Origin of the sequence: Butyrivibrio fibrisolvens, assembly GCF_037113525.1 — a bacterium.
GTDB classification, from domain to species: domain Bacteria; phylum Bacillota; class Clostridia; order Lachnospirales; family Lachnospiraceae; genus Butyrivibrio; species Butyrivibrio fibrisolvens.
Genome location: NZ_CP146963.1, coordinates 999,161 through 1,025,988 on the forward strand (window position 1 = coordinate 999,161; position 26,828 = coordinate 1,025,988).

18 protein-coding genes and 1 pseudogene are annotated in these 26,828 nt (G+C 40.4%); 18 read left to right on the top strand and 1 reads right to left on the bottom strand.

The annotated features are described in order from the left end of the window. The first annotated feature begins 13 nt into the window (after window positions 1-13). From WAA20_RS03995 to WAA20_RS04025, 7 genes and pseudogenes are all read left to right on the top strand, one after another. A complete protein-coding gene (locus WAA20_RS03995) occupies window positions 14-472 on the top strand; it encodes a rhodanese-like domain-containing protein (RefSeq protein WP_242951160.1) in 459 nt (152 codons plus the stop codon). Further along, window positions 459-770, top strand: coding sequence for a nucleotidyltransferase domain-containing protein (locus WAA20_RS04000; protein ID WP_073386707.1), 312 nt, complete (start codon window positions 459-461; stop codon window positions 768-770). The genes WAA20_RS03995 and WAA20_RS04000 overlap by 14 nt, the downstream gene beginning before the upstream one ends. 80 nt (window positions 771-850) lie before the next feature. After that, window positions 851-1,018, top strand: a complete 168-nt coding sequence (locus WAA20_RS04005; protein WP_338802773.1) for a hypothetical protein — start codon at window positions 851-853, stop codon at window positions 1,016-1,018. Then, window positions 994-1,110 (top strand): HepT-like ribonuclease domain-containing protein, encoded by a 117-nt coding sequence (locus WAA20_RS04010; RefSeq protein WP_242951161.1) that lies wholly within the window; start codon window positions 994-996, stop codon window positions 1,108-1,110. Before WAA20_RS04005 ends, WAA20_RS04010 begins: the two co-directional genes overlap by 25 nt. Window positions 1,111-1,245: 135 nt before the next feature. Then, a pseudogene (locus WAA20_RS04015) lies at window positions 1,246-1,533 on the top strand (N-6 DNA methylase); the annotation flags it as partial. Window positions 1,534-1,709: 176 nt separating this feature from the next. After that, complete coding sequence (locus WAA20_RS04020) at window positions 1,710-2,156, top strand: hypothetical protein (protein ID WP_073386708.1); 447 nt, start codon at window positions 1,710-1,712, stop codon at window positions 2,154-2,156. Window positions 2,157-2,397: 241 nt separating this feature from the next. Further along, entirely contained in the window at window positions 2,398-2,853 is a 456-nt protein-coding gene (locus WAA20_RS04025) for a low molecular weight protein-tyrosine-phosphatase (protein WP_081373741.1), read from the top strand. Window positions 2,854-3,097: 244 nt separating this feature from the next. Here the strand turns inward: WAA20_RS04025 and WAA20_RS04030 are convergent, their stop codons facing one another. Next, on the bottom strand, window positions 3,098-5,095 hold the full coding sequence (locus tag WAA20_RS04030) for a 2-isopropylmalate synthase (RefSeq protein WP_073386710.1): 1,998 nt from the start codon (window positions 5,093-5,095) through the stop codon (window positions 3,098-3,100). Between the two features lie 466 nt (window positions 5,096-5,561). Here WAA20_RS04030 and WAA20_RS04035 point away from each other — a divergent pair, with 466 nt between their 5' ends. From WAA20_RS04035 to WAA20_RS04085, 11 genes are all read left to right on the top strand, one after another. Continuing rightward, window positions 5,562-6,968 carry an NAD(P)/FAD-dependent oxidoreductase gene (locus tag WAA20_RS04035; protein WP_073386784.1) on the top strand — a complete coding sequence of 469 codons (1,407 nt, stop codon included), beginning with the start codon at window positions 5,562-5,564 and terminating at the stop codon, window positions 6,966-6,968. A gap of 77 nt (window positions 6,969-7,045) precedes the next feature. Next, window positions 7,046-8,128: a peptidylprolyl isomerase gene (locus tag WAA20_RS04040; protein ID WP_073386711.1), complete on the top strand. Its 1,083-nt coding sequence runs from the start codon at window positions 7,046-7,048 to the stop codon at window positions 8,126-8,128. A gap of 5 nt (window positions 8,129-8,133) precedes the next feature. Then, window positions 8,134-9,174: an acyltransferase family protein gene (locus tag WAA20_RS04045; protein WP_073386713.1), complete on the top strand. Its 1,041-nt coding sequence runs from the start codon at window positions 8,134-8,136 to the stop codon at window positions 9,172-9,174. A 572-nt stretch (window positions 9,175-9,746) separates the two neighbouring features. Further along, the gene (htpG, locus tag WAA20_RS04050; protein ID WP_073386714.1) at window positions 9,747-11,879 is read left to right on the top strand and encodes a molecular chaperone HtpG; all 2,133 of its coding nucleotides are present in this window, start codon (window positions 9,747-9,749) and stop codon (window positions 11,877-11,879) included. A 104-nt stretch (window positions 11,880-11,983) separates the two neighbouring features. After that, entirely contained in the window at window positions 11,984-15,694 is a 3,711-nt protein-coding gene (locus tag WAA20_RS04055) for a DUF5717 family protein (protein ID WP_139263682.1), read from the top strand. Beyond that, on the top strand, window positions 15,691-17,010 hold the full coding sequence (locus WAA20_RS04060) for a DUF5716 family protein (RefSeq protein WP_073386717.1): 1,320 nt from the start codon (window positions 15,691-15,693) through the stop codon (window positions 17,008-17,010). The genes WAA20_RS04055 and WAA20_RS04060 overlap by 4 nt, the downstream gene beginning before the upstream one ends. A gap of 10 nt (window positions 17,011-17,020) precedes the next feature. Next, window positions 17,021-17,851 (top strand): hypothetical protein, encoded by an 831-nt coding sequence (locus WAA20_RS04065; RefSeq protein ID WP_139263684.1) that lies wholly within the window; start codon window positions 17,021-17,023, stop codon window positions 17,849-17,851. Window positions 17,852-17,923: 72 nt separating this feature from the next. Continuing rightward, window positions 17,924-19,189, top strand: a complete 1,266-nt coding sequence (locus tag WAA20_RS04070; protein WP_073386721.1) for a hypothetical protein — start codon at window positions 17,924-17,926, stop codon at window positions 19,187-19,189. Window positions 19,190-19,643: 454 nt separating this feature from the next. Continuing rightward, a complete protein-coding gene (purB, locus tag WAA20_RS04075) occupies window positions 19,644-21,077 on the top strand; it encodes an adenylosuccinate lyase (protein WP_027216901.1) in 1,434 nt (477 codons plus the stop codon). A 739-nt stretch (window positions 21,078-21,816) separates the two neighbouring features. After that, on the top strand, window positions 21,817-22,779 hold the full coding sequence (locus WAA20_RS04080; protein WP_027206553.1) for a family 43 glycosylhydrolase: 963 nt from the start codon (window positions 21,817-21,819) through the stop codon (window positions 22,777-22,779). A gap of 17 nt (window positions 22,780-22,796) precedes the next feature. Then, on the top strand, window positions 22,797-26,594 hold the full coding sequence (locus WAA20_RS04085; protein ID WP_167562690.1) for an alpha-L-arabinofuranosidase C-terminal domain-containing protein: 3,798 nt from the start codon (window positions 22,797-22,799) through the stop codon (window positions 26,592-26,594). Window positions 26,595-26,828: the final 234 nt, after the last annotated feature.

A 26,828-nucleotide genomic window follows, 5' to 3' on the forward strand; every position in this document is an offset into this window, starting at 1 on the left:
TAAGGAGATTTTTGTGAAGAAAAGACATTTGGTAGTAGCAGTGCTCATGATGATCATGGTATTGGCAGGTTGTGGATTGTTAAGCGGATCAGAAGAAGCTGGTACTGGTGGCGCTGATGGGCCAACATCCGTATTTGTTGCGGAAAAGATTAGTTCTGACAGCTATACGCAGATTGATCAGGATACAGCAAAAATTATGATGGAGCTTGATGATGGACATGTGGTTGTTGATGTTAGAAGGTTGGATGAGTTTGCTGAAGGGCACATCCCAGGTGCTATATGTATTCCGAACGAGAGCATAATCGATACACCGCCTGCAGAATTGCCAGATCTGGATCAGATTATTCTTATATATTGCAGAAGTGGAAGGCGAAGTAAGGAAGCTGCGCAGAAATTATATGATATGGGTTATACCAATGTATATGAATTTGGTGGAATTATTGACTGGACCGGAGAGATTGTTACAGAGTAACCTTTTAGATACAGATCCTATCGATGAAGAGCATGGTATTTTAGATATGGAATTTATCATAGGCAAGTGTAAAGAAGTATTTGATGAATATCCTGTCAATTATTGCATTTTGTTTGGTTCTTATGCAAAAGGAAAAGCCAACGAGTCCAGCGATCTTGATTTTCTTATCTCAACTGATGTTAAGGGGCTGAAATTTTATGGCCTTGTCGAGAAATTAAGAACGACATTGCATAAAAGAGTAGATGTCCTTATTTGGATCAGCTTAAAGATAATCTGGAACTTACGAATGAAATATTAAGGGACGGAATTAGAATTTATGGATAATATAAAAAATGATCATTATTATCTTGAAAAGATATCGCATTTATAGTAATTCACATGAAGGATGTAGATTTACAGGGGCTAAATGAAAACGAAGTCCTTCTTGATTCAATGCTCTTTAGAATGATTCAGATTTCTGAAAATGCTAAGAAGCTATCACTGGAGTATAGGCTGAAAATAGTAAAATTCCGTGGGATGCAATGTCGGGGCTTAGAAATCGGATAGTACATGATTACGGAAATGTGGATCTTGAGATTGTGTATGAAACGCTTAAATACGATATTCCGGAGCTTATGGAGCAATTAAAAGACAACTAGATATAACGTTGTTTAAAGGAAGGCTGTCACGGCAGAATTTAATTACATCATCAATTGCTTAATTGCATCATTTTAACAAATTTGATGCAATTAACGTTGGCAATGAGTATTATGAGTGTTATTATTTAACACGCCGTGAACACTCCTTTGATGCTCTCCAAGATTGTGGATGCTATGGACGAGATATATTCCATGATGGAGGAACTTCACCAGACCGATATTCGTGGGGATGTATATGAGTACCTTCTTTCTAAGATTGCTCAGTCTGGCGTTAACGGCCAGTTCAGAACCCCGAGACACATCATCCGTATGATGGTGGAGATGATGGATCCGAAACCTATGGACTTTATCTGCGACCCAGCTTGCGGAACTTCAGGCTTCCTTGTAACCAGCGGAGATTACTTAAGAGAAAAATACAAGAAGTCTAATATCAAAGGATTATGGAAATAGTCGTCTAAACATGTTATAATCCAAAACCGTATATTGCTACTTGTGTCAAGGGAAATCCAATATTTTGTAGTTTTTTTCTGATGCAAGATGTAATTCAAATGTATGGATCACAAAAGTGAACATCGTTCAATAATTTTTTAGGAGAGAACATGATTTCTGTATCAGATTTACAAACAATTAAAGAATTATTCAAGGAAAAAGGATGTGGGGAAGGTCTTATTCTGGCAACGTACAAGCAGGGAGCAAAAAATAGTGGTCTCGTAGGGGGAATGTTATATTCATACTATGGACTTATGTTAAATGTTACTTCAAATGGAATAGGTGTATTCTATATTGAAAACAAAGATCCAGCAGCTGCAATTTTGACAATGAACTTTAAGAAAGCAACGATTAAAGAAGATTCATACTTCTTTATACCAAAAGATGAGATTGTAAGTCTTAAGGTGAAAAATTACAATCCTCTGAATAAAAAGATTAAACTTATCCAGATTGCGCTGAATAATGGGATGGTTCATTACTTGCAGGCAGTTGTTAATGATAAAGTAGCAACCTATAATTCTGAGTCAGTAGAAAAGTTTTTTGAAGCTTATAAGTAGATTCTTTTGTAAAGGCATTAAAAAGTATATTCAGGATTATCCTATCAGAATATCTCTGAATCACAAAAACCGCCTTACTACTTTTTGACTACTTTTCATGTCCATGATTTTCCCAGATATTCGTAGTTATTACACAAACTGTGATATTATAGTTCTGTCACCATGATATATGAACACAATTTTTATCCCGCAACGGTGCGCATTCCAGGGAATAACTAAGAATTACAAGGAGTCAAAATTTATGATAAATATTCTTTTCGTATGTCACGGCAACATCTGCCGTTCACCAATGGGCGAATACCTTCTTCGCGATATCGCATCAAGAAAAGGCTGGACTGAAGCTGACATCCACATAGAATCAGCTGCGACCAGTACAGAAGAGATAGGCAATCATGTATATCCGCCTGTAAAGAAACTTCTTGAAGATCATGGCATTAACTGCAGCAAAAAAAGAGCAAGAAGAATTAAACACGACGAGTACTGGAACTGGGATTATATCATTGCATTCGATAATGAGAATGTAAGAGAGATAGCAAGAATCTGTGGTCCCGATATAGGCCACAAAGTTCATCTTCTAAAGAGCTACACAGGCGATAGCGGCGAGATCGCAGATCCCTGGTACACAAGAGATTTCCAGACCTGCTATGACGAAACCTACGCCGGCTGCGAAGAACTACTTAAAGTTCTGACTAGGTGAAGTACCAAAATTAGATGATATATAAGACAGGCAGTTTATTAAGTATTTTAGCGCTCTTTGAGAAGGATATAAAATTCAAGAGCTTGATAGATAAAGTATTATATTCTGTTTGGGATTCACATGTTTGAGCGAAGCGAGTTTGAATCCCAGAATATAATACTTTAGATATTAAGCCTTGAATTTATATCATTCGAAAGAGCGCTAAAATACTTAATAAACTGCCTGTCTTCAGTATACGGTAATTTTAGTTTCTTGCACTTGTACGATACTGTACAGGTGTCATTCCGTATTTTTTCTTAAAGAGTCTGTTGAAGTGTTCCACGTTCTGGTAGCCGGATGCTTCTGCGACTCGTTCAACTTTCATATTTCCGTTCTTTAGCAGTGTAGAAGCTTTCTTAAGCCTTACCTGTTTCAAGTTCTCACCAAATGTCTTGCCGCTCTTTTCCTTGATGTATTTGGAAAGGTATGGCTTTGAGAGATAGAACTTATGGGAGAGATCTTCAAGTGTTACTGTGAGGAAGTTCTCCTGGATATAGTTGATGATAGCGTTGATTCGCTCATCCTTGTTGCTGAGGAGTTCTTTGATCTGTTCGAGCTGATTTACTGCTACGCACAGAGCGTTGATGGATGAACGGATGATATCTTCATCGCTGCCTACGCCCCAGTAAGTCTGGTTATCCTTGGTGATACCAACATATGCGATAGCCTTGGAAGATGAACCCTTTGAAAGAGCGTGCTCTTCGTAGGTTGAAAGTTCGTAGGTTATATCAAAGTACTGCTTGAGGCCATTACTTACAGCATCGAGACGACCGTTACCTGAAGCTTCGATAACATGCTCTTTTCCTCCATGAAGGATAGTGATCTCTGCAAGGATGCCTTCGCCCTGTTTGAAGTGACATTCAATGATCTGGAATACGCCGGCGCCTCTGACATATTTGGAATCGAACTCTTCCTTGATACGCTCAGGTGTAAGCTCTGCGTGCTCTCTGTCTGAGATGCCTTTCATTGTGTAGCTGACATCAGGCTGCATTTCCTTAGGAATAGTAAGGCCGTATTTGGTCTTAAGGATGAAGCTTACGCCACCCTTACCTGACTGGGAATTGATCCTGATAACGTCGCCTTCGTACTTTCTGCCAAGATCCTGAGGATCGATCGGAAGATAAGGAACGGTCCAGAAGCCATTGTCCTTACCTTCTGTATGCCAGTTAAAGCCCTTGGAGATAGCATCCTGGTGAGAACCTGAGAATGCGGTGAATACAAGAGCACCGGCATAAGGTGTACGCTCGTGGATGTGCATTCCTGTAAGTCTTTCATAGGTTTCGCCCACTTCCTGAATGTTTGAGAAGTCAAGAAGAGGATCAATACCATGGGAAAACATGTTTACAGCAAGTGTTACGATATCGACATTACCTGTACGTTCGCCGTTACCAAAGAGTGTACCTTCGATACGGTCAGCGCCTGCAAGCATGCCAAGTTCAGCATCACTTACACCGCTTCCTCTGTCGTTGTGAGGATGGAGTGATAATGTAACGCTGTCGCGATATTTGAGGTTCTTATGAATATATTCAACCTGAGTTGCGAATACATGAGGCATTGCAATTTCAACTGTTGTAGGAATGTTGATAATGACCTTGTGATCCGGAGTTGGCTTCCAGACGTCAAGTACGGCATTACATACGTCGACGGCATAGTCGACTTCTGTTCCCGGGAATGACTCAGGAGAGTATTCAAAAGAGAAGTTGCCTTCAGTTTCCTTGGTGAGCTTATCAAGAAGCTTAGCGCCTTCAACAGCGATCTTCATGATCTCATCCTTATCCTTATGGAAGACCTGCTCACGCTGAGCTACAGATGTTGAATTGTAGAGGTGGATGATAGCACGTGGAGCGCCTTTTACAGCTTCGAAAGTCTTCTGTATGATATGCTCTCTTGCCTGTGTGAGAACCTGAATAGTAACATCTTCAGGGATCATGTTCTTCTCGATAAGAGTTCTTGCGAATTCAAACTCTGTGTCCGATGCTGCCGGGAAGCCGATCTCTATCTCCTTGAAGCCAAGCTTTACGAGCATTGTGAAGAACTCAAGCTTTTCTTCAAGACTCATGGGCTCTATCAGGGCCTGGTTACCATCGCGAAGATCTACGCTGCACCAGATTGGAGGATGATCGAGATAGTCCTTTTTGACCCAATCGTAGGTGCATGTCGGTGGCATGAAATACTGTTTCTGGTACTTCTGATAATTTTTCATAATAATACTGCTCCTCCATAATCTGGCTATGCTAAAAACATTTATTTTAAGGCGTTTATAGTCTTGTTTCTTGATGTTTCTTATACATACATCGGAACGTAATGTTATTTTTATAATAATTAATTTGATAAAACTTATCTTAGCACATAAAAATAAATAATATAGTGATATATTTAATCACTTTGGTTGATATTTTTTAACATGATTTTAAATTGGTTAAAAAAGAAACTGCTATTTGTTTAAAGGCGTGTATGTGTGGGTGTTATAAGGTTTTGACATAAACTACTAATTGAGGTAGTATATTAACTCGGCCCTGACGCTATATAAGTCCCACAGGGAAGCATTTTGTGGTATTATATAAGTGCTTTTTTGTGGCTTTGGGGGCGATATTTATATGATCACGATATTCATGGCAGATGCTATAAATATAGATATCGATGATCAGGCAGATAGGAGATTTCTTATTATGGAAAAAAATTATGACGTTATCATTGTCGGAGCAGGCCCTGGCGGAATTTTCTGCGCTTATGAGCTTAAAGAAAAAAGACCCGACATGAAGATTCTTCTTATAGAGAAAGGACGCAGCATTGAAAAGCGTCAGTGTCCTAAGCGTGTAACCGGAGTTTGTGCTCATTGCCAGCCTTGTTCTATTACAACAGGATTTGCAGGTGCAGGTGCATTCTCTGATGGTAAATTATCTCTTTCACCTGATGTAGGTGGTACTCTTCCTGATATTCTTGGCTATGATGAAGCTACCAAGCTTATTCATGAGTCTGATGAAATATATCTTAAATTCGGTGCAGACAAGAGCGTATATGGTGTTGACAAGGCAGCAGAGATCCGTGAGATCAGAAGAAAGGCTATCAACGCTAACCTTAAGCTTGTTGAATGCCCTATCCGTCATCTTGGAACAGAAGAGGGATATAAGATCTATGGTCTTTTACAGAAGCACCTTGAAGAGGTTGGCGTAGATCTTCTTTTCAATAGTCCTGTAGCATCTCTTGGTATCGAGAATGGTCAGGTTACAAGTGTTACTACAGAAAAGGGTGAGACATTCTGCTCAGACAGAGTTGTTATCGCTGTTGGCCGTGACGGCGCTGACTGGTTCAAGGATCTTTGCCATGAAGTTGGTATCGAGACTAAGCCTGGAACAGTTGACGTTGGTGTCAGAGTAGAGGTTCGTGATGAAGTAATGCAGTTCCTTAACGAGAACCTGTATGAAGCTAAGCTCATCTATCACACACCTACATTTGATGATAAGGTTCGTACATTCTGTACTAATCCTTCAGGTGAGGTTGCTACAGAGTACTATGACAACAACCTTGCTGTAGTTAACGGACATGCATATAAGGCTCAGGAGTACAAGACTAACAATACTAACTTTGCTCTTCTTGTATCCAAGAATTTCACAAAGCCTTTCAATACTCCTATTGAATATGGTAAGCAGATCGCACAGCTTTCAAACATGCTCTGCGGCGGCAAGATCCTTGTTCAGACATACGGCGATTTCAAGCGTGGAAGACGTACAACAGATGAGCGTCTTTGCAGAAATAACCTGATTCCTACACTTAAGGATGCAGTACCTGGAGACCTTTCCCTGGTATTCCCTCACAGAATCATGGTGGATCTTGATGAGATGATCCAGGCACTTGATAAGGTTACTCCCGGTATCGCTTCAGAAGAGACTCTTATGTATGGTGTTGAAGTTAAGTTCTATTCCAACAAGGTTATCGTTGATAAGAACTTCGAGACAAGCATTAAGGGACTTCATGCAATCGGTGACGGCGCAGGTGTTACAAGAGGCCTTCAGCAGGCCAGTGCTAACGGTATAAGCGTTGCCAGAAGCATTCTTGCAGCAAAAGAAGGAAACTGATAACTTGTATATTTTTTGAATTTGAATCATAGAACTGGTAATGCAGTAATCTATCATTTAATTTGAGACTATAGAATATGACTTTTTGGCAGAAGCTTTTTTCTCACAAAAATAAAATAAATACAGTTGTAATATGTGTATTGGCATGCCTTGCTTTAAGCGGGTGTGCCAATCCTTTTAAAGGTGGCAAAGACAGTATCAGCGTAGTTCTTACAACAGGCTTTGCTGAGGATGAGGTCTTTCGTATCGAGGATATTTCCTGCAGTCTTGCTGAGGTTGAACTATACCTTGTGAATACTCAGAATTCATATCAGAGTACACTTGGAGGCAGTATCTGGGACGCTGATCCGGGACTTACTGAGAGCCTTAAGACTTCATGCCTTGCCCGCCTTGCCCAGATCAAGACCATGGTCCTTCTTGCACAACATAATGGCATAATGCTTGATGATTCTGAGAAAAAAGCTGCTCAGAATGCTGCAAAAGAGTATTATGAATCTTTGTCTGAAGCAGATATCAAAGCAATGGACAATGTGACCTGCGATACCATTCAGACTCTTTATGAGGAACAGGCACTTGCAGGTAAGCTTTATGAGTACACTATCAGGGATATAAATCCTGAAGTAAGTGATGATGAAGCCAGAACCCTTACGGTTCAGCAGATACTTCTTAAGACTTACGAGACGGATGATTCAGGTAACAGAACCGAGATGTCTACAGATAGTAAAGCCAAGGTTTACTCAAAAATGAAGGAAATTCAGGCACAGCTTGATGAGGGTGCATCTTTTGAAAGCATGGTTGAGACTTACAATGAAGCTGAAGAAGGCACTGTTTCCTTTGGAAAAGGCGAAGTTGATGTAAATCTTGAGACGGTTGCTTTTAATCTGTCAACAGACCAGATTTCAGATATAATAGAAACAGAAGATGGTTACATGCTCATAAAGTGTGTTACAACCTTTGACAAAGAAGAAACAGAACTCAATAAAGTTCGAATTGCAGAGGAACGCAGAAGTCAGGCCTTTGCAGAAGAGTATGATGAGTTTGCCAAGGGTCTTACCAGAGAGATCAACAGTCAGCTTTGGGACAGTATCACACTCTGTGATGATCCGGAAGTTACGACCAAAGATTTTTTTGATATATACAATAAGTATTTTGAGGATTAGGTGACATGGGTAAGAGGGAAACCTGGGTAGATTGCATAAAAGTTCTGGCATGTACATTGATCCTTGTGGGCCATTTGCTTCAGGGACTTAAGCGCACCGGGATACTTGTGCTTAGCGCTGATAGAACTTTTAACTACGCCTTTTTTATATGGTTTATATACCTTTTTCATGTACAATTGTTTTTCCTTTGCAGCGGTTATCTCTACGAACGCAGTCAAAAAGCCGGTTCTTTTAAGGACTGGCTTTCTAATATAGGCTATAAGCTCGTTGCTTTGGGCGTTCCATACTTTGTTTTTTCACTTATAACATGGCTTTTAAAGAGCAGCTTTGTAGATCTTGTAAATATCAGAACAGGGCACCTTTATACCTTTCTTCTTGCATCGCCTGCACTGGCTCAGTACTGGTATTTATACACTCTGTTCTTTTTGTTCCTTTTTATTCCTAACGTAAAAAATCCAAAGATACTAGCAGTAATACTTGTAGTATTCTCCGTATTATATATTTTCTCAGCCAAATTTGTAGTATGCTTTGTTCCCTATTCCATGGCCCAGTACGGCTTCTGGTTTGTACTTGGCATGACCATGCAAAGCCTTGGATTTGCTGACCTTGCACCTAAAAAGAGAATACTATTATTATCTCTTGTTCTTATTATCCTGTTTACAGGATTAGCCTGTGCTCTATATTCAAACGGATACAGAGCAACCTTCACAGGATGGACGATCTTCCTTGGAACCATGGCCTGCCTTGGACTTTGCATGTTGTTTAAGTTTATCGAAGCTGCAGGATTTGAAAGTAAAGCTATCACACTTCTATCTAAATATACTTTTCCTGTATATCTGTTACATACGATATACGCAGCAAGTGTCAGAACACTTCTGATCGTGCTCAAGATCAGAAATATTCATATCCACATAATCCTTGGCTTCCTCGCAGGAACACTTGGTTCAATACTCACCGCCTGGATATTCGAAAAGCTGGTATATCCTGAGTTTGTAATTTATCCATGGAAGGTAATAGGCAGGTTAAGACATAAAACATCTTCATAAATAGTTAGATTACAAGAATAATATTTTGTATTAGTTATCTGATCTTCCAAACAGATACTAACAACATCCTATGATTTCATTTATTGATAAATAATAATGTTCGTAAGTAGTTTATAAAAGTTTAAGAACTACTAAATCTCGTATAAATACTGCATTTGATAACACTTATTAGCACTCACGATGACTGAGTGCTAATTTTTTATTGACTTTTAGTCACCCGAGAATTAATATTACTAAGTGAGCAAATTTCAGTATTTCGCTCAAGTCACATTTAGCAAAAACATCAACTCAAACTTCTATAATCTTTATTGTGGAGGCGATATCGTAGTTTGGGCAGATGCTCCTGATATAATCCTCGATCGTTATCCGTACGAGGAGTGTCCAGGGGCATCGTATGTAGAATCGTACTACAACTCCCCGTTCCCATAACCTTAATGCGAACGAGTCAAGCCCCTACGACGAGAGGCAAGGTAGATCGAGGATTATATCAGGAGCATCTGCCCGGCACAACCTTCCCTCCACACAACTCAGCCGAAGTTTGAGCCACTATATTTTTTCAGGAGGCACCAGGAATGGCAGGAAGAAAGGGTAATTTAAGTATTAATTCGGAGAACATGTTCCCGATCATCAAGAAATGGTTGTATTCAGACCATGATATCTTTTATCGTGAAGTAATCTCCAATGCTTGTGACGCTATCACTAAGGTCAGAAAGATGGATGCAATGGGAGATTTCGAACTCCCTAAAGGATTCAAACCCAGAGTAGATGTTGTTCTTAATGATAAAGAAAAGACAGTTACAATTACCGATAATGGTATCGGTATGACGGCTGATGAAGTAGAAGAGTACATCAACCAGGTTGCATTTTCAGGAGCAACAGCATTCCTTGAAAAGTACAAGGATAAGGCTTCTGATGATCAGATCATCGGTCACTTCGGTCTTGGTTTCTATTCAACATTTATGGTATCTGAGAGAGTTGATATTGATACTCTTTCATACAAAGAGGGAAGCACACCTGTTCATTGGACATGCGATGGCTCATCTGAGTTCGAGATGTCTGATGGCAGCAAGGAAGGCGTAGGAACAACAATAACTCTCCACCTTTCAGATGATTGTCTTGAGTTCTGTAACGAGTATAAGGCTAGAGAAGTAATCCAGAAGTACTGCTCATTCATGCCGTATGAGATCTATCTTTCAAAGGTAGATGAAGATCGTACTGAGATCGTTAAAGAGTCAGAGAAGCTTGATAGCGATGTTGTTATCGAAGAAGTTAAGGAAGAAGCTAAGGCTTCTGAGGATAAGAAGGATGAGGGTAACGCTCCTGAAGAGAAGAAATTCAAGATCCGCCGTCGTCCACAGCTTCTTAACGATATACATCCTCTTTGGACCAAGACTCCTAATGACTGTACTAAGGACGAGTATCTTGAGTTCTATAGAAAGACATTCAATGATTACAAGGAGCCTTTGTTCTGGATACACCTGAATATGGATTATCCTTTCAACTTAAAGGGTATTCTTTACTTCCCTAAGATCAACATGGAGTTCGAATCCATTGAAGGTGTTATAAAGCTTTATAACAACCAGGTATTTATCGCTGATAACATCAAGGAAGTAATTCCGGATTATCTGATGCTTCTTAAGGGTGTCATTGATTGTCCTGATCTTCCTCTTAACGTTTCAAGATCAGCTCTTCAGAATGATGGATTCGTTAAGAAGATCTCAGATTATATTTCTAAGAAGGTTGCTGACAAGCTTTCAGGTCTTTGCAAGACAGATAAAGAAAACTACGATAAGTATTGGGATGATATAGCTCCTTTCATTAAATATGGTTATCTTAAGGATGCCAAGTTTGCTGAGAAGATCAATGATTTCATCCTCTTCAAGGATCTTGATGGCAAGTACTTAACTCTTCCTGAAGCTCTTCAGATCAACAAGGAAGCTGAAGAAGAGGCTGCAAAGGAAGAAGCTGCAGATGAGAATGGCAACAAGGTAGACGTTGATGTTGTTGATGAAAATGGCAACACTGTTTCTGAGGAAAAGAAATCTGAAGATGCAGACAAAGATGCTGAAAACAAAGAGCCACGTACTATCTACTACGTAACTGATGAACAGCAGCAGAGCCAGTACATCAACATGTTCAAGGCTCATAAGATGACAGCATTCATTCTTAATGCAAACATTGATACTCCTTTCATGCAGTCAATCGAGCAGAAGAATGAGAATATCAAGTTCCAGAGAATCGATGCTGATCTTACAGATACATTTACAGCAAAGACTTCCAAGAAGGCAGAAAAAGAGCTTGAGGAAGCAGCTACTAAACTTCAGGACAAGATGCGTAAGGCAGTTGATAACAATACCCTTACAGTTAAGATCCAGAAGATCAAGGATAAGAAGGTATCTGCAATCCTTACAGTTTCTGAAGAAAGCCGTCGTATGCAGGATATGATGAAGATGTATGCGCTTAACGGAATGGGCAGCATGCCTGATATGTCCAAGGAAGGTCAGACTCTTGTACTTAATGCTAATCATGCGCTTGTTAAGTATGTTATGGAGCATGAAGATGCTAAGAACAACAAGATGATCTGCGAACAGCTTTATGACCTTGCAAGAATTCAGAATGCACCGCTTTCAGGTGAGGACATGACCAAGTTCATCAATCGTTCAAACGATATCATGGTACTTCTTACAGAAGGCAAAGAAGATTAAAAACATATACTAAATGAATTATCCCCGAAATACGTACAGATGTGTATTTCGGGGATTTTTGTGGTATCATAATAATATTAAATGCGTAGTCGGGGGCAGGATTCTTGAGAGATTGTATTGACCGGATTTTAAAAGGACAGTTCGAGTATGACAGAGGGGAGCTTTCATTTTCTTTTCCGCATCTCGAACTTAACATACAAGAGGGTGAAGTGATAGAAGGATCCTTCACCATTTCAGGACCTTCCGAGAAGATGTCAGAGGGAACAGTTTCTTCTACTGAGATCCGAATGGAGGTTCTGACAGATTCTTTTTCGGGAGAAAAAAGCGAAGTATCTTATCGTTTTCGTGGTGAGGGCCTTTCCGGAGGAGATGTTATTAAGGGGCATTTTAGGATCATCTCTAATCGTGGGGAGTACATGCTTCCTTTTAGCGTGACAGTTGAGCAGCCCAAAATTTCTTCCAGTCTTGGAGATATTAGAAATCTTTTCCATTTTACTAATCTCGCAAGATCATCATGGGATGAAGCGCTTCATCTTTTTTATTCTAATCAGTTCCATTATATATTTAAGGGCAATGATGCCCAGTATGAGAGCCTTTACAGGGGACTTGCCAAGGAAAATATGTCTCAGCACAACATGGACGAATTTCTTGTGGCTATCAATAAGAAGCACCCTGTAACTATAGAGTGTGATGTTAAGAGCTTTGAAGAAGAGGCACCTAAGGAGATCGTAGACAGAAGCATAATTCTGACCAAGGGTGGCTGGGGATATGCTCACCTTAAGGTGGATTATGAAGGAGATTATCTTTCCGGAGAAAAGAACTATCTGACTGATGATGATTTCCTTGGAAGTAAGGCATATCTTCATTTTAGGATAGATCCACAGCTCCTTCACAGCGGAAACAACTATGGGTGTATAAAAATATACAATGAGTATACACATATCGAAATCCCTGTTACTGTATCTACTGTTGATTATGATGAGGAAAAACATAAAAGCTATATCAGGAAAAAGCGTCTTACACATGAGCTGTTAAGATCATATCTTGCGTTCAGAGGAAGAAGAGTATCTTCAAGGCAGTGGATGGCTGATACGGGTAAGCTCATCAGCCGTATGTTCACTGAAGATCCTGATGATATCGAGTTTAAGCTTTATGGGGCTCATTTCTTGATCACTGCAGGAAGACTTGGACAGGGACAGTATATTCTTGAACAGATCATGCCTGAAATAGACAGGCTTGCACGTCTTGGAACAGAGTATGGTCAGCAGACCTACTGTTATTATCTGTATCTGCAGACTCTTATCAGCAGAGAGGAGTCTGATATCCAGAAGGCTACAGAGCTGATCGAAGAGGTTTTCAAAAGGCATCCTGATAACTGGCGTATTGCATGGATACTTGGCTATGTTTCTGATGAGTATTCACTTAATCCGCAGAATAAGTGGCTGCTTCTTCAGGGGCAGTATGAGCGTGGATGCAATTCTCCGATCGTATATATGGATGCATTTACGATACTTAAGAATAAGCCGGAGCTCTTTTTACGAATAGATGATTTCACTATATCTGTGCTTGAGTTTGCAGCAGATCAGGGAATACTGACAATCCCTGTAATGGAGCAGGTTACATATCTTGCCGGCAATGTAAGGAATTACGATAAGCGTCTTTACAAGATACTTAAAGCAAGCTACGAAAGTCAGGAAAGTGACGAGGCACTTCTTTCTCTTTGTTCTCTTCTTATGAAAGGTGAAAGATGCGATAAGGAAAGCTATACATGGTACAAAAAAGGTGCCGCCAAGCAGCTTCGTCTGACAAGACTATACGAATACTATATGATGTCTCTTCCTGAAGATGAGGATGGAAAGGCTATTGATGACATTCCAAGGGTTGTTCTGATGTATTTTTCATATCAGAGTAATCTTCCATGGACTAAGAATGCTGTTCTTTACAGGTATATATACGAGCATATGGATGACTATCCGGAACTTTATGAATCCTACAGGTTCCAGATAGAAAAGTTCCTTGTTGCTGAGATTGAGAAAAAGCATATAAGCCCTGCGCTTGGCTGGCTCTATGAGCATGTGGTCACAGCGCAGATGATCGATGCCCAGAATGCGCAGAAGTTCCTTTCACTTCTTTATACATGCAGGATTGTTGTTGAAGATCCTGATATAAAAGAAGTCATCGTTATATATGATAAGTGTAGAAGCCAGATGCACTATGATGTTGTAGGCAAAGTATGCAATCTTCCCTTATACGGAAGTGAATATACCATACTTCTTGCTGATGCCAATGGTGACCGTCATGCGGCTTCTGCTCCTTATAGTATTACCAAGCTGATGAATCCAAGAGATCTTATTTCTCTTACAACTCCGTATATTCAGAGCGGTACAGAGAACCTTGATCAGTTTTTGTGCGAGCTTGGTAGAAGTGCATATACCATAACACTTGAAAATGTCTCAAGATACAGAGATCTGGCAGATTCTGATGTTATAAGAGAAGATGTTCGTGCCCAGATCAGATCTGATCTCATAAGATTTTATTATGAGATCAGATCTGATCTCATAAGATTTTATTATGAGAATGATTTTATGAGGCAGTTATCAGAATACCTTAATATCATCGAGCCCGAGAAGCTTACACAGAGGCAGCGTGGTGAGATGCTTGAGCTTATGGTTCTTACAGGTATGTATGATAAGGCTGTTAAGTGGCTGAGGCGCTATGGCTGCTACAATATTGATCCTAAGATAATAATGCGTCTGTGCGGAAGAGCTTTTGATGCACAGAAGGATTATGGAGATATAGTACTTACCGAGATCGCGTGGTATGCATTCCACTTAGGTAAGTATGATGAGCCTACACTTCTTTTCCTGTGCAATAGTTTTCAGGGCACGATCAGGGAGATGAGAGATCTGTTCAAGGCTTCCGAATCCTATGGCATGGAGAACAGAGATCTTATTGAAAGAATCCTTGTTCAGATGCTGTATACGGGTTCTTATCTTGGAGATCACGTTGACATTTACAGGAACTATGTAAGAACGGGAACATATCTTGATCTGGAGATGGCTTATATTGCGCAGTGTTCCTATGATTACATGGTAAGGGATAAGGTGACGGAACCTTATATCTACAGCCGTATAGAAACACTTTATAAAAATGGAGCCTTGCTTCCGCTGGTTGCTATGATGGCTTATCTTAAGTTCTTCGCATACGCTGATCCTATGGATAGAGAAATTGCAGCAAAGAGCTTTGGTACAGAACAAAAAGAGACGGGTGTTTCCAGAAATAATGAGATCTGCAAGGCATTTTTGAAAACGCTTATGTCAAAGGATCTGTATTTTGAGTTCTTTAAGAACTATACTAGCCTTTCATCTGTGATGCACACATTTGCAGACAGGATGATCCTTGAATATCATACAAGACCTCATATCAGATGCAGAGTTCATTATATGCTCATAACAGAGGCAGGTGGCGAGGATTCAGGCGAATACCAGGTTCGAGATCTTAAGGAGATGTATGACGGAATATATGATGCGTCATTTATTCTGTTCTACGGCGAGCAGCTTCAGTACTATATTACGGAAGAACCAGAGCAAAGACTTGATGAAAATGGTCACATTAAACCTCAAAAGCTGACAGAAAGCGGTATCCTTTCGATCGCGGATGAAAGTTTTTCTGAAGGTTCAAGAAAGGGTATATATGGCCTTATCAATGATGTGATGATGTCTGAGGCCCTAAGCGATGATAAAGCCCAGTTCAAGCTCGTTTCAGATTATTATAGGAATAAATTCCTTGTGGAGGAGTTTTTTAAGCCGGTATGATATTTGACACCAAAAAATCTAAAAGCTATGTACTTGGATATGATCTCTCGGATTCCTTTTGCCAGATTTCCTATCTGTCATCGGATTGCGATATGCCGCAGACTCTGTCTGTCCTTGCGGGAGCAGAGCTTTATAATATCCCTACTGTTCTTTCCAAAGAAAAGGGGACTTCTAATTGGTACTACGGCAAAGAAGCTTCTGCGAGGATCAAGGAAAAGGGAGATATCGAGATAAGCGGTCTTGTCGAAAAGGCGAGGAACGGAGCTGTTGTCATGGTGGATGGGGCTGAGTACAGTCCTGTGGCTCTTCTTGCTCTTTTTATAAAAAGAAGTCTGTCTCTTTTATCAATGGAAATGTCGATGGAACTTGTAAAATCCATCGTTTTTACAGCAAGAGACCTTGATGACAAGATGATAGAAGTTCTGTCCATGGTAGTTGATAAGCTTGGCCTTGATGGCTGCAGCGTTTTTTACCAAAGCTATGAAGAAAGTTTCTATTACTATATGCTGTATCAGCCGGATGATCTTAAGAGGCAGAGTGCCATAGCTCTGAACTATGATTTTGGCAGGATGTATGTCTATCTTCTTAGGTTTAACAGAGGGCTTAGTCCTATAGTGGCATGTGTTGATACTTCTTATTATGACGATCTGGCGCTTGCTGATCCGGAGCTTCCGGCTTCGCAGGAGAAGATCGATATGATGGATGAACAGCTTTCTTTCCTTCTGCGTCATCAGATGGAGAATATGGTTGTTAATTCAGTTTATCTTCTTGGTAACGGATTCAGGTCACAGTGGATGAACAAGAGCCTTAAGTTCCTTTGTACAGGCAGAAGGGTATTTCTGGGGAATAATCTTTTTTCCAAAGGTGCAAGTATAGCTGCAAGAGAGAAGATAAGTCCGAGCGACTTTGCTTCAGATTATGTGTTCCTTAGAAAAGACAAGCTTTTTTACAATGTTGGGATGGTGGTTGATAAGTCGGGCAAGGAGGTATATCATGCGCTCCTTGATGCAGGCATATCATGGTACGATGCGGCTGCATCAATAAGTGTGATCCTGGATAAAGAGCCCTGGCTTAAGCTTATCATGACTTCGGTAATTGAGGGGACGCAGCATGAGGAACTTTTGGAGCTTAAGGATATGCCGCAGCGCCCTGAGAGAACAACAAGGCTTAAGATCGATCTGAGGATGAAGTCTGAAGAAGTGCTTACTGTGTATGTTGAAGATCAGGGATTTGGAGAGATATTCCCATCAAGTGGCACTACGTGGAGCCTTGATGTTTCGTGCAAGAGAAATATAGAGATAGAAAATATTGTTTGATGGAGTTTTTATGAGCAATGTCAAAATGTGTGTCGGTGCAAGATCAGATACACCGTATTACATGAAGCACTTTGATACAGAACTGTATACCATTGAGGAATTGTGCTATATCATCACGATGAATGCTTTCATTTTGGAGGATGAGGATTTTGATGATGACCTTATCGTATGGATAAGGGACAGGCTTCACCTTCAGCCGCTTTCAGATATGCTTTCAAATTTGAAAAGTGGTGGAGCGGGTCTTTCTGAGATTGTTATGACAATTCTTGGATATGTGGGTTATAACACGGAAAAAGAGATCAGTGAAGTCAGAAATCTTCTTGAGCAAAGCTCTCATATGGATCAGTACGATAAGAAGCTTAACAAGGCCCGTATGTTTCTTGATCAGGGTAAGCTTTCAAGTGCTGAAGAAGAGTACAGGTATCTGGAAGATAATCTTCCGGAGGGCGCACTGCAGGAGCTTTCAATTGTGTATCACAATCTGGGAGTTATTTTTGCAAAGAAGTTCTATTTCATGGAGGCGGCAGAGTGCTTTAGAAAGGAATATGACATTGTTCATACTAAGAGTGCTCTGATGTCATATATGTATGCAGTCAGGATCTGCATGACAGAGAAGCAGTATATCGATTATATGGCTGATAATAAAGACGCATATCTTCTTTCTATGGAGCTTGAAAAGAAGATGAGCGATGCCGGGCTTATATATGATGCGGGAGATGATAAGCATCATCTTGCGACTCTTTCTGTTTACAGAACGGAAGGTAATCACACTGCTTATAAAAACGGTATGAATGAGATCGTTAATAGTATGAAGGAAGAATACAGGAACATGTGTAGCTGAAAGTATGACTTCTTGTGACTTTGGATCAGTGATTCTTTATAGTTTTCTACTTTTGGAAAGGATGGGGAAGCTATGGGATTGTTGGACTTATTTCGCTTTAAAAAAGATGATGACGAACTTGAGCTTTCAGAGGATTCTAAGGAATACGAATACGAAGAGAAAGATCCTGATGAAGAATCAGGAAGAGAGAGAATGCGCCGTGACAGGCATTCTGTTGGAGACTGGGAGAAGGTAGTTTATTCCAGGGAGGGTGTCAATATAGATGATGCCGCTTCAAGGAGGGGCTATGTCCAAAACTGTCTTTCTCAGATGGAGGAGGGAACCCGCCAGATAGAATCTCTTCAGTATGAATACAGGACTGTAACCGGCTATCTTCATGATATGGAGCTTTTAAATGAGCTTCCAAAAGATGAGCGCAGTACGATCAATGAGTATGCCAGAAAGATCTATGAGAATGAAGAACAGCGTCAGCAGTATTTAAGGCGTCAGGGCAAGATGACTGACAAGGAGTACGAGAGTGTTGAAAAACTTCAGGGTCAGGAAGCTGATATTATCAAGAAAATGAAGGATTCTGAAGATTATCACAGGAAGATAAGAAAGGATCTTATAAGGCTTGATAATGAGCGTCAGGCTTATGATGTGAGGAAACAGGAAGCAGATAAAGCACTTGTTACTAATAGAAATCTTTCTATATTTACGGTAGTGGCACTTGTTATTGTTCTTATCGTGCTTGTAAGCCTTCAGATGGTAATGAGGCTTGATGTTGCACTTGCATATATGCTGGTAATTCTTGTTTCTGCGTTGTCTATCGTCGGGTTATACATGAGACATGGTTCCTGCATGCAGGAAAGAAAAGCGGTAAGAGCTGCCAAGGCTCGTCTTATACAGCTTCAGAATACTGTAAAAGTCAGGTATGTAAATAATTTAAATCTTCTTGATTATATGTATCTTAAATATGGAGTTGAATCAAGCAGTCAGCTTCAGTCTATGATAGAGCGCTATCATGAAGAAAGAGCGCAAAGGATCCAGTTTGAAGAAGCTGAAAGACAGCTTGCGGATGACCAGAGGGAACTTCTTCGTGCGCTTCGTAATGCTCAGGTAAGAACTCCTGAGATATGGCTACATCAGCCGGAAGCACTCATTAATCATAATGAGGAAGTGGAGGTGCGCCATAATCTTATCGTTCAACGACAGTCCCTTAGAAAACGTATGGACTATAACAGAGAGATGGTCATAGGCGGAGCCAGGAAAGAGATAGAAGATCTGGCGCGTACCTATCCGCGCTATGCTAGCGAAATCCTTGACCAGGTAGCAAGATTCCAGGGAGTGGAACTGTAGGAAAATGTACACCGCCCATTGCGGATCAACTTGTAAGGGTAGTCAATAAAGCTTTTTCGTATCATTTTGAAGTTGTTATTAAATTCAAGAGCTTGATAGATAAATCTTTATATTCTTCTTGGGGTCCGCATGTCTGAGCGAAGCGAGTTTCGGACCCCAGAATATAAAGATTTAGATATCATGCCTTGAATTATAACAGCTTCAAGATACGAAAAAGCTTTATTGACTACCCTTGCAAGTTGATCCGCAATGGGCGGTGTACATTTTACAAGTGGGAAGCCTTCAGAAAATATAAAATTTGAACAACTGTTCAAAAATGCTTGATTATCTCTTTGAGATTTGCTATAAATGTAAAGGCGATTGCATTAGGATGTGACAAAGAAAATGCACTGGTCTGATGCATATGCCAAATAGAATCAGTTTGTATATCTATAGCAAAGGTCAGGAGGATGTTATGAGTACGGATCGTTATTCCAGTCCATTATCTGAGCGTTATGCAAGCCCTCAGATGCAGTATATTTTTTCACAGGATAAGAAGTTCAGAACCTGGAGAAGGCTCTGGATCGCACTTGCAGAAACAGAGAAGGAACTGGGACTTGGTATTACTCAGGAACAGATAGATGAGATGAAAGAGCATGTGGATGACATCAATTATGATGTTGCCAAGGCTCGTGAGAAAGAAGTTCGTCATGATGTTATGAGCCATGTATATGCTTTTGGTGTTCAGTGCCCTAAGGCTAAACCTATAATCCACCTTGGCGCTACATCATGCTACGTTGGTGACAACACTGACATTATCATAATGACAGAAGGCTTAAAGCTTGTTCGTAAGAAGCTTGTTAATGTGATTGCAGAACTGTCTAAGTTCGCTGATGAATATAAGAGCCTTCCTACACTTGGATTCACACATTTCCAGCCTGCACAGCCTACTACAGTAGGTAAGAGAGCTTGTCTGTGGCTTCAGGACTTTACATATGATCTTGAAGATCTTGATTATGTTCTCGATAATATGAGACTCCTTGGATGCAAAGGTACTACAGGTACACAGGCATCTTTCCTCGAACTTTTTGAAGGAGACCTTTCTAAAGTTGATAAGCTTGATCCCATGATCGCTGAGAAGATGGGATTTGATAAGTGGGTATCAGTTTCAGGTCAGACCTATACACGTAAGATTGATGTCAAGGTTGTGAATGTCCTTGCAGGTATCGCTGAGTCTGCTACTAAGATGGCACAGGATATAAGACTTCTTCAGCATCTTAAGGAAGTAGAAGAGCCTTTCGAGAAGAGCCAGATCGGATCATCAGCTATGGCTTACAAGCGCAATCCTATGAGATCAGAGCGTATCTGCTCTCTTGCAAGATATGTCATGGTAGATACTCTTAACCCTGCAATCACAGAGGTATCTCAGTGGTTCGAGCGTACACTTGACGATTCTGCCAATAAGAGACTTTCAGTTCCTGAAGGATTCCTTGCAACAGACGGTATCCTGGATCTGTGTCTCAACGTTGTAGACGGCCTTGTGGTATATCCTAAGGTTATTGAGAAGCGCCTTATGTCTGAGCTTCCATTCATGGCTACTGAGAATATCATGATGGATGCTGTTAAGGCAGGTGGAGACCGCCAGGAGCTTCATGAGAGGATCAGAGAGCTTTCTATGGAAGCCGGCAAGAATGTCAAAGTTGAAGGTAAGGACAATAACCTCCTTGAACTTATCGCTGCCGATCCTGCATTCCATATGTCACTTGAGGATCTTCAGAAATCCATGGATCCTTCCAAGTACGTGGGCTGCAGCGCTCATCAGGTTGAGAAGTTCCTTGCAGAGGTAGTTACACCTATCCTTGACGCCAACAAAGAAGAACTCGGCCTCACGGCAGAAATCAACGTTTGATGGCGTGAAGCTTCCGGAGGTACATATAGGCCTCGCGGAAAAATGATATTATTGCTATTACCAATTTTAAATATAATATTTAATAGATAAAGCTTACCGCTTGGACGGATTGGTATCTCTCCAAAAAAGTGGTAAGCTTTGGTTTTTAGTTTTGCCTTTGCCGGCAAAGAAGGTCAGCGTTTCACTAGATAGTGAAATGGCTGGCCTTTTTTTGCTTTAAATTGAAATGCATGAATAAAATAGTTACAGTTTTTGCTAAAGTAATTTGGTGATAATTGATAAAGATGTAAAAATAGAGTGATTTTTAGAGCAAACTCATGAAAATTGGCTTGCCAAAAACGGTTTGGGCAAATATAATTTAGAAAATGGTAAAGTAATTTATACGACACAAAAGCTTTGAGACCAAAAGTACAATTCGCTTAGACGATGCAGTATCACCAAAGACATTACAGGGACGGGCAGTATATAGATCATTGACATGCTTTTTAATCGTTTTATAAAATTCATGAGCATGATAGATGGAGATTTCCATTCTGCCCGGGGTCCGCATGTCTGAGCGAAGCGAGTTTCGGACCCTAGAATGGAAAACTCCAGATAGCATGCCATGAATTTATGAAACGATTAACAGCATGGCAATGATCTATATACTGCCCGTCCCTGTAATGCCTTTGGTGATACTGCATCATCTACACAACCCCAAAAATAGTCGAAAACTATTGTAATAGTAAGGAGCATGAGCATGAAAGAGACAGAACTTAAATTTAATGAACCCTGGATACTTCAAAGGGCAGATCCTTATGTGATCAAGGGAGATGATGGTTGGTACTATTTCACAGCTTCAATTCCTACATATGACAGGATTGCACTCCGAAGATCGAGAACATTGCAAGGTCTAAAAGACGCCGATGAAGTTACTATTTGGACTAAGCATGAGAGCGGACCTATGGGTGATCATATTTGGGCACCTGAACTTCATTATGTCATGGGCAAGTGGTACATCTACTTTGGAGCAGGCGATGCTGAGGATAAATGGCATCTTCGTCCCTATGTTCTTGAATGTCAGGGGCCGGATCCTATTAATGACAAGTGGGTAGAGAAAGGTATACCAAGAGCTGCCAAGGATGATGAGTTCTCATTTAAGGCATTTTCCCTTGATGGAACTGTTTTTGAGAACAAAGGAAGCTGGTACTATGTCTGGGCTGAGAAGGTTGGAGTTGGCAAGCAGATATCGAATCTGTATATAGCACAGCTTGAGAATCCATACACACTTAAGACTGTTCAGGTGCTTTTGACAACACCTGATTATGACTGGGAGAGAGTGGGATTCTGGGTTGATGAGGGACCTGCTGTTATCAAGAGAAATGGACGATTGTTCCTGACATTTTCATCAAGTGAGACAGGAACAGCCTACTGCATAGGTATGCTTACAGCTGATGAAGATAGTGACCTTCTGGATCCAAGATCCTGGGATAAGTCCAGATATCCTGTCCTTAAGTCTGATGCATCAAGGGGGATATACGGCCCTGGTCATAACTCATTCACAGTAGATGAAGATGGCAATGATATCATGGTATATCATGCCCGCACAGAATCTGAAATAACGGGAGATCCTTTGTACAATCCCAATCGCCACGCTATGCTGATGCCTATAAAGTGGGGTGATGACGGAGCACCTGTTTTTTCTTTTGACAACACAATCTGATCTTTATGGGAGAAAGTATGGACAAAGGTATATATAAGCATATGAAAGAGGAAGAATATAGCAATCTGATAGCCTGGTATCCATTTGACGATGAGGATGATCCCGGCAAGGATGCTTCCGGACATGGTCAGCATGCAAAGCTTTGCGGGGATAATGTACCGTATATTAGCAAGGTATGCGGATTTATGGGAGCAGTATTCCAAGGAGGAGAAGGGAAGGGCTCGTCATATTTAGAACTTCCACAAGATCTTCTATCTAAGGCTGATGATATGACAGGTCTATCGATATCAGCATGGATAAAACCTGGTGGCAAGGCTGCCGGATGGGAGAGAGTGTTTGATTTCGGGCATAGCGACAAGGGACCGTATCTGTTTCTCACCAGATCTCTTAGAGGCATATGCTATGCGGATTCTGATCTTCCTGCTGATGCAGGAAAACAGGCACCAAGTGGTGAGTGGACGCATGTAGTTATGAGTATTACTCCGACACAAAACGGAACAGCTTCAAGTGCTGGCCCAAGGCTATATGTTAATGGTGAGCTTGCGGCAGACGGAATCATAAGTCAGACATCAAGTGGCAATTATAAGAAGTTTAGAAGTTTTATGGATATGCTTTCAGAAGGAAGGTTTGATCATAACTATATTGGAAGATCCCAATTTGAAGTTGATCCATATTATGAAGGCGCCATATCTGATCTTAGGATCTACAATAAGTCCTTATCTCAGGAAGAGGTTATAGATCTTCTGTGCCAGAGGCTAAGTGACCAGAAGATTCTGGATATAGCAATAGATAAGTTCTTGAAAAAACCGGCAGATATGATAACAGATCATATAAGTCTCCAGCCATCTTTGATGCAGGACAAGGTATCAGTAAGATGGGATATTAAGCCACAAGGGATCATAGATGATTGTGGAAATCTTAAGTCTATAGATAAGCCTGTAAGACTTGATGTTACAGCTATTTTATCAAGAGGGAATGAGAGAATATCAAGAAGCTTTAGATCTGTTGCTGTTCCAAGAGGTACAGCTCCGTATGAATTTGTAGTTCATACAGATGAAAAGGTGCTTGATATAAGCAGAACCTTGTTCGGTCTGTTTTTTGAAGATATCAATCACAGTGCAGATGGTGGAATATATGCAGAACTTGTCCAGAACAGAAGCTTTGAGAATTTTGCGTTCAATAACTATAATGCATCAAGTACTGAGAACGGCCTGTCAGGTGGAAGAACTTATAAACCACTTGAATACTGGTTTGGAGATACTGATAAGATAGAAGTTTTGGATAAAGGCGGTGTTAGCAGCTTCCTTGGATATAGCAATGATAATAATCCGCATTATATTAGGGCTTTAGAAGATGCCGCTATTATCAACAGAGGCTATTGCAGCGAGAATCATGAGCATGCGATGGCATTTGAAGATAAAGGCATATATCAGTTCTCTATATATGCCAAGTCTGAGAATAGTGCAGCTATAGAAGTGGTACTTCAGGATGATAAGGGAAGAGATGTATCTACAGCTGCAATTATAGATATCCCGGCAGGAGGAACTTGGGATAAATATACCAGAAAGATACAAATATCATATAAAGGTATTGCTGATACTACATCGAAGAGTCCCGCATTCATGGGACAGCTTGTATTAAGGATCAGCAAGGGCTGTTGCGTAGATATGGTATCTCTTGTCCCTGAGAATGTATGGGGAGCAGTAGCGGAGCCTGACTCAGTAAGTGCTCATGATAACTTTAATGGCAATCCCAATTACCGCTTAAGACGGGATATCATGAAGAGCCTTGCAGATATGCATCCTTCATTTATAAGATTCCCTGGAGGTTGTATATCAGAGGGCTCATACACCTGGGACAATGTCTATGATTGGAAGGATTCTATTGGAGATATTGCCATAAGAAAAGAGAATGTCAATGTCTGGGGTTACAACATGACCATGGGACTTGGTTATATGGAATATTTCCAGATGGCAGAAGACTTAGGCGCTGAGCCACTTCCTGTTATGGCCTGCGGAGTTTTGTGTCAGGCCAGAAGCGATTATGCAAATCCTGCAGGTGGCAAGCTTAGAGATAAGTATATAGCTAATTTTACAGATCTTATTGATTTTGCTATAAGTACTGACTTTGAAAACAATAAATGGGCAGATATTAGGAAAAAGATGGGCCATGAACAGCCATTTGGCCTTCACTATCTTGGCGTTGGTAATGAGAACTGGGGCGATGAGTTTTTTGCTAACTTCGAAATATTTTACCATAAGATAAAAGAACATCTGGATGAGTATTATCCTGGATATCCCATGACAATAGTATCTACTGCAGGAGCACAGGCTGATGATGATGCCTACAAGATAGGATGGCAGTTTTTGTGCGGCAGGCATAAGGGCGTATCTTCATATATGTTTACAGATGGTGAGAAGTCTTTTGAAGAGAAGATTGACTGGTACAAGTATAAGGGCGACTACCTTGATACCATCGTCGATGAGCATTATTACAGGTCCAATGAGTACCTTCTTGAAAATATTGACAGATACAACTATTACCAAAGAGCCTACAAACTTGATGAAAACGGGCACAAGGTTATAGATGAAGCAAAGTCTCCCAAAGTCTTTGTAGGCGAGTATGCATCTGTTGATAAGAATACCCTTAAGGGCGCCATAGCAGAAGCGGCTACAATGGTTGGATATGAGAGAAACAGCGATGTTGTGAGGATGGCATCAACGGCTCCCCTTTTCAATCAGATATCAAATGATGGTACTTATAGATGGACTCCTGATTGCATCTGGTTTGACAAGACGAGAGTATATAGAACTCCAACATATTTTGTGCAAAAACTCTTCATGACCAATCTTGGAACAGAGCTTTTAAAACTTGATGAAAAAAAGCTATCAGGAAGTAACATGTCAGAACTAAAGCCCCATGGAGGTTTCTGTATATCAGCTTCTAATGGAAGAGTAAAGTTTTTGAATATAAATGTTACTTCTAATATAGATGGAACTGTTTATTATCACAAAGAATATCCCGAAGGTCTTGTACTTGATGGAAGTACTGATACTAAATATCTCGTTTTTACAGATGCTGAGACTGGCTTAAATACTGAGGATCTAAGTGATTACAGCATAGAATTAAGAGCAGTAAAACTTGACGATATGGCTGTAATAGAGGTTGGATGCGGCCTTGTAGCAGCTCCCGGAGACTTTGATCCTACGAGGATGAGTCTTATGAAGTACTGCGTAGGAGATGCAGGCAATGGTACAGGCCTCAAAGTCTACAAGGATGGCATAGAGGGATATACTCTTGGGGACTATTCATCAAGTGCATATGCAGGCAATCTTAGAGCTTGTCATATGGAGATAGTAGGAGCCGGATGCGAAGTGGTCGTAAGAGTTAACTATGGCGGCGATGATGGAAGAACTATCACGGCTTCATATGAGATAGCAGGCAGTAAAGGTGTGGGCACTGTCCTTGGAGATATTGCCTACAAGCTGGAAAGTTATAACAAGGATATATTTGCATCAGCAACTAAAGATGCAGAGAATATCTATCTAAAGCTTGTCAATCCTGCGGATACAGTTAGGGACGTGCATATAGCATTCGATCATGGAGGAAGCGGTCCCTGTGAAGATGGCAGTATCTGTAAGTATCACAAAGCACAGGTGATAGTACTGGAAGCTGATAAAGGTCAGGAGGATGTTCCTAATGTGAATGTACCTGAGACAATACTTCCAAGGACATATGATCTTAGCATTAATGGGGATTGTCTTGATATATCTCTAAAACCCTGGTCATTAAACATTATCAGGCTAAAAAAGTAAAAAACACATGTAAGCAGGTTTAAGGGAGGATACTTCCTAAATCGACCTGTTTACATGAACTTAGATTTTTATTACAAAAAGCCATAGATTTCAAGCACTAAAATTGCACAAAAATAAGGCTTTGTTTTCTATATAGATAAAAGTGAAATTGTATTGAAAAATCTAAAACTGAGATGTAAGCTTGATATAGTTATAAAACTGAATTATTTAATAAAAATCTAAACTTTAGAAAAA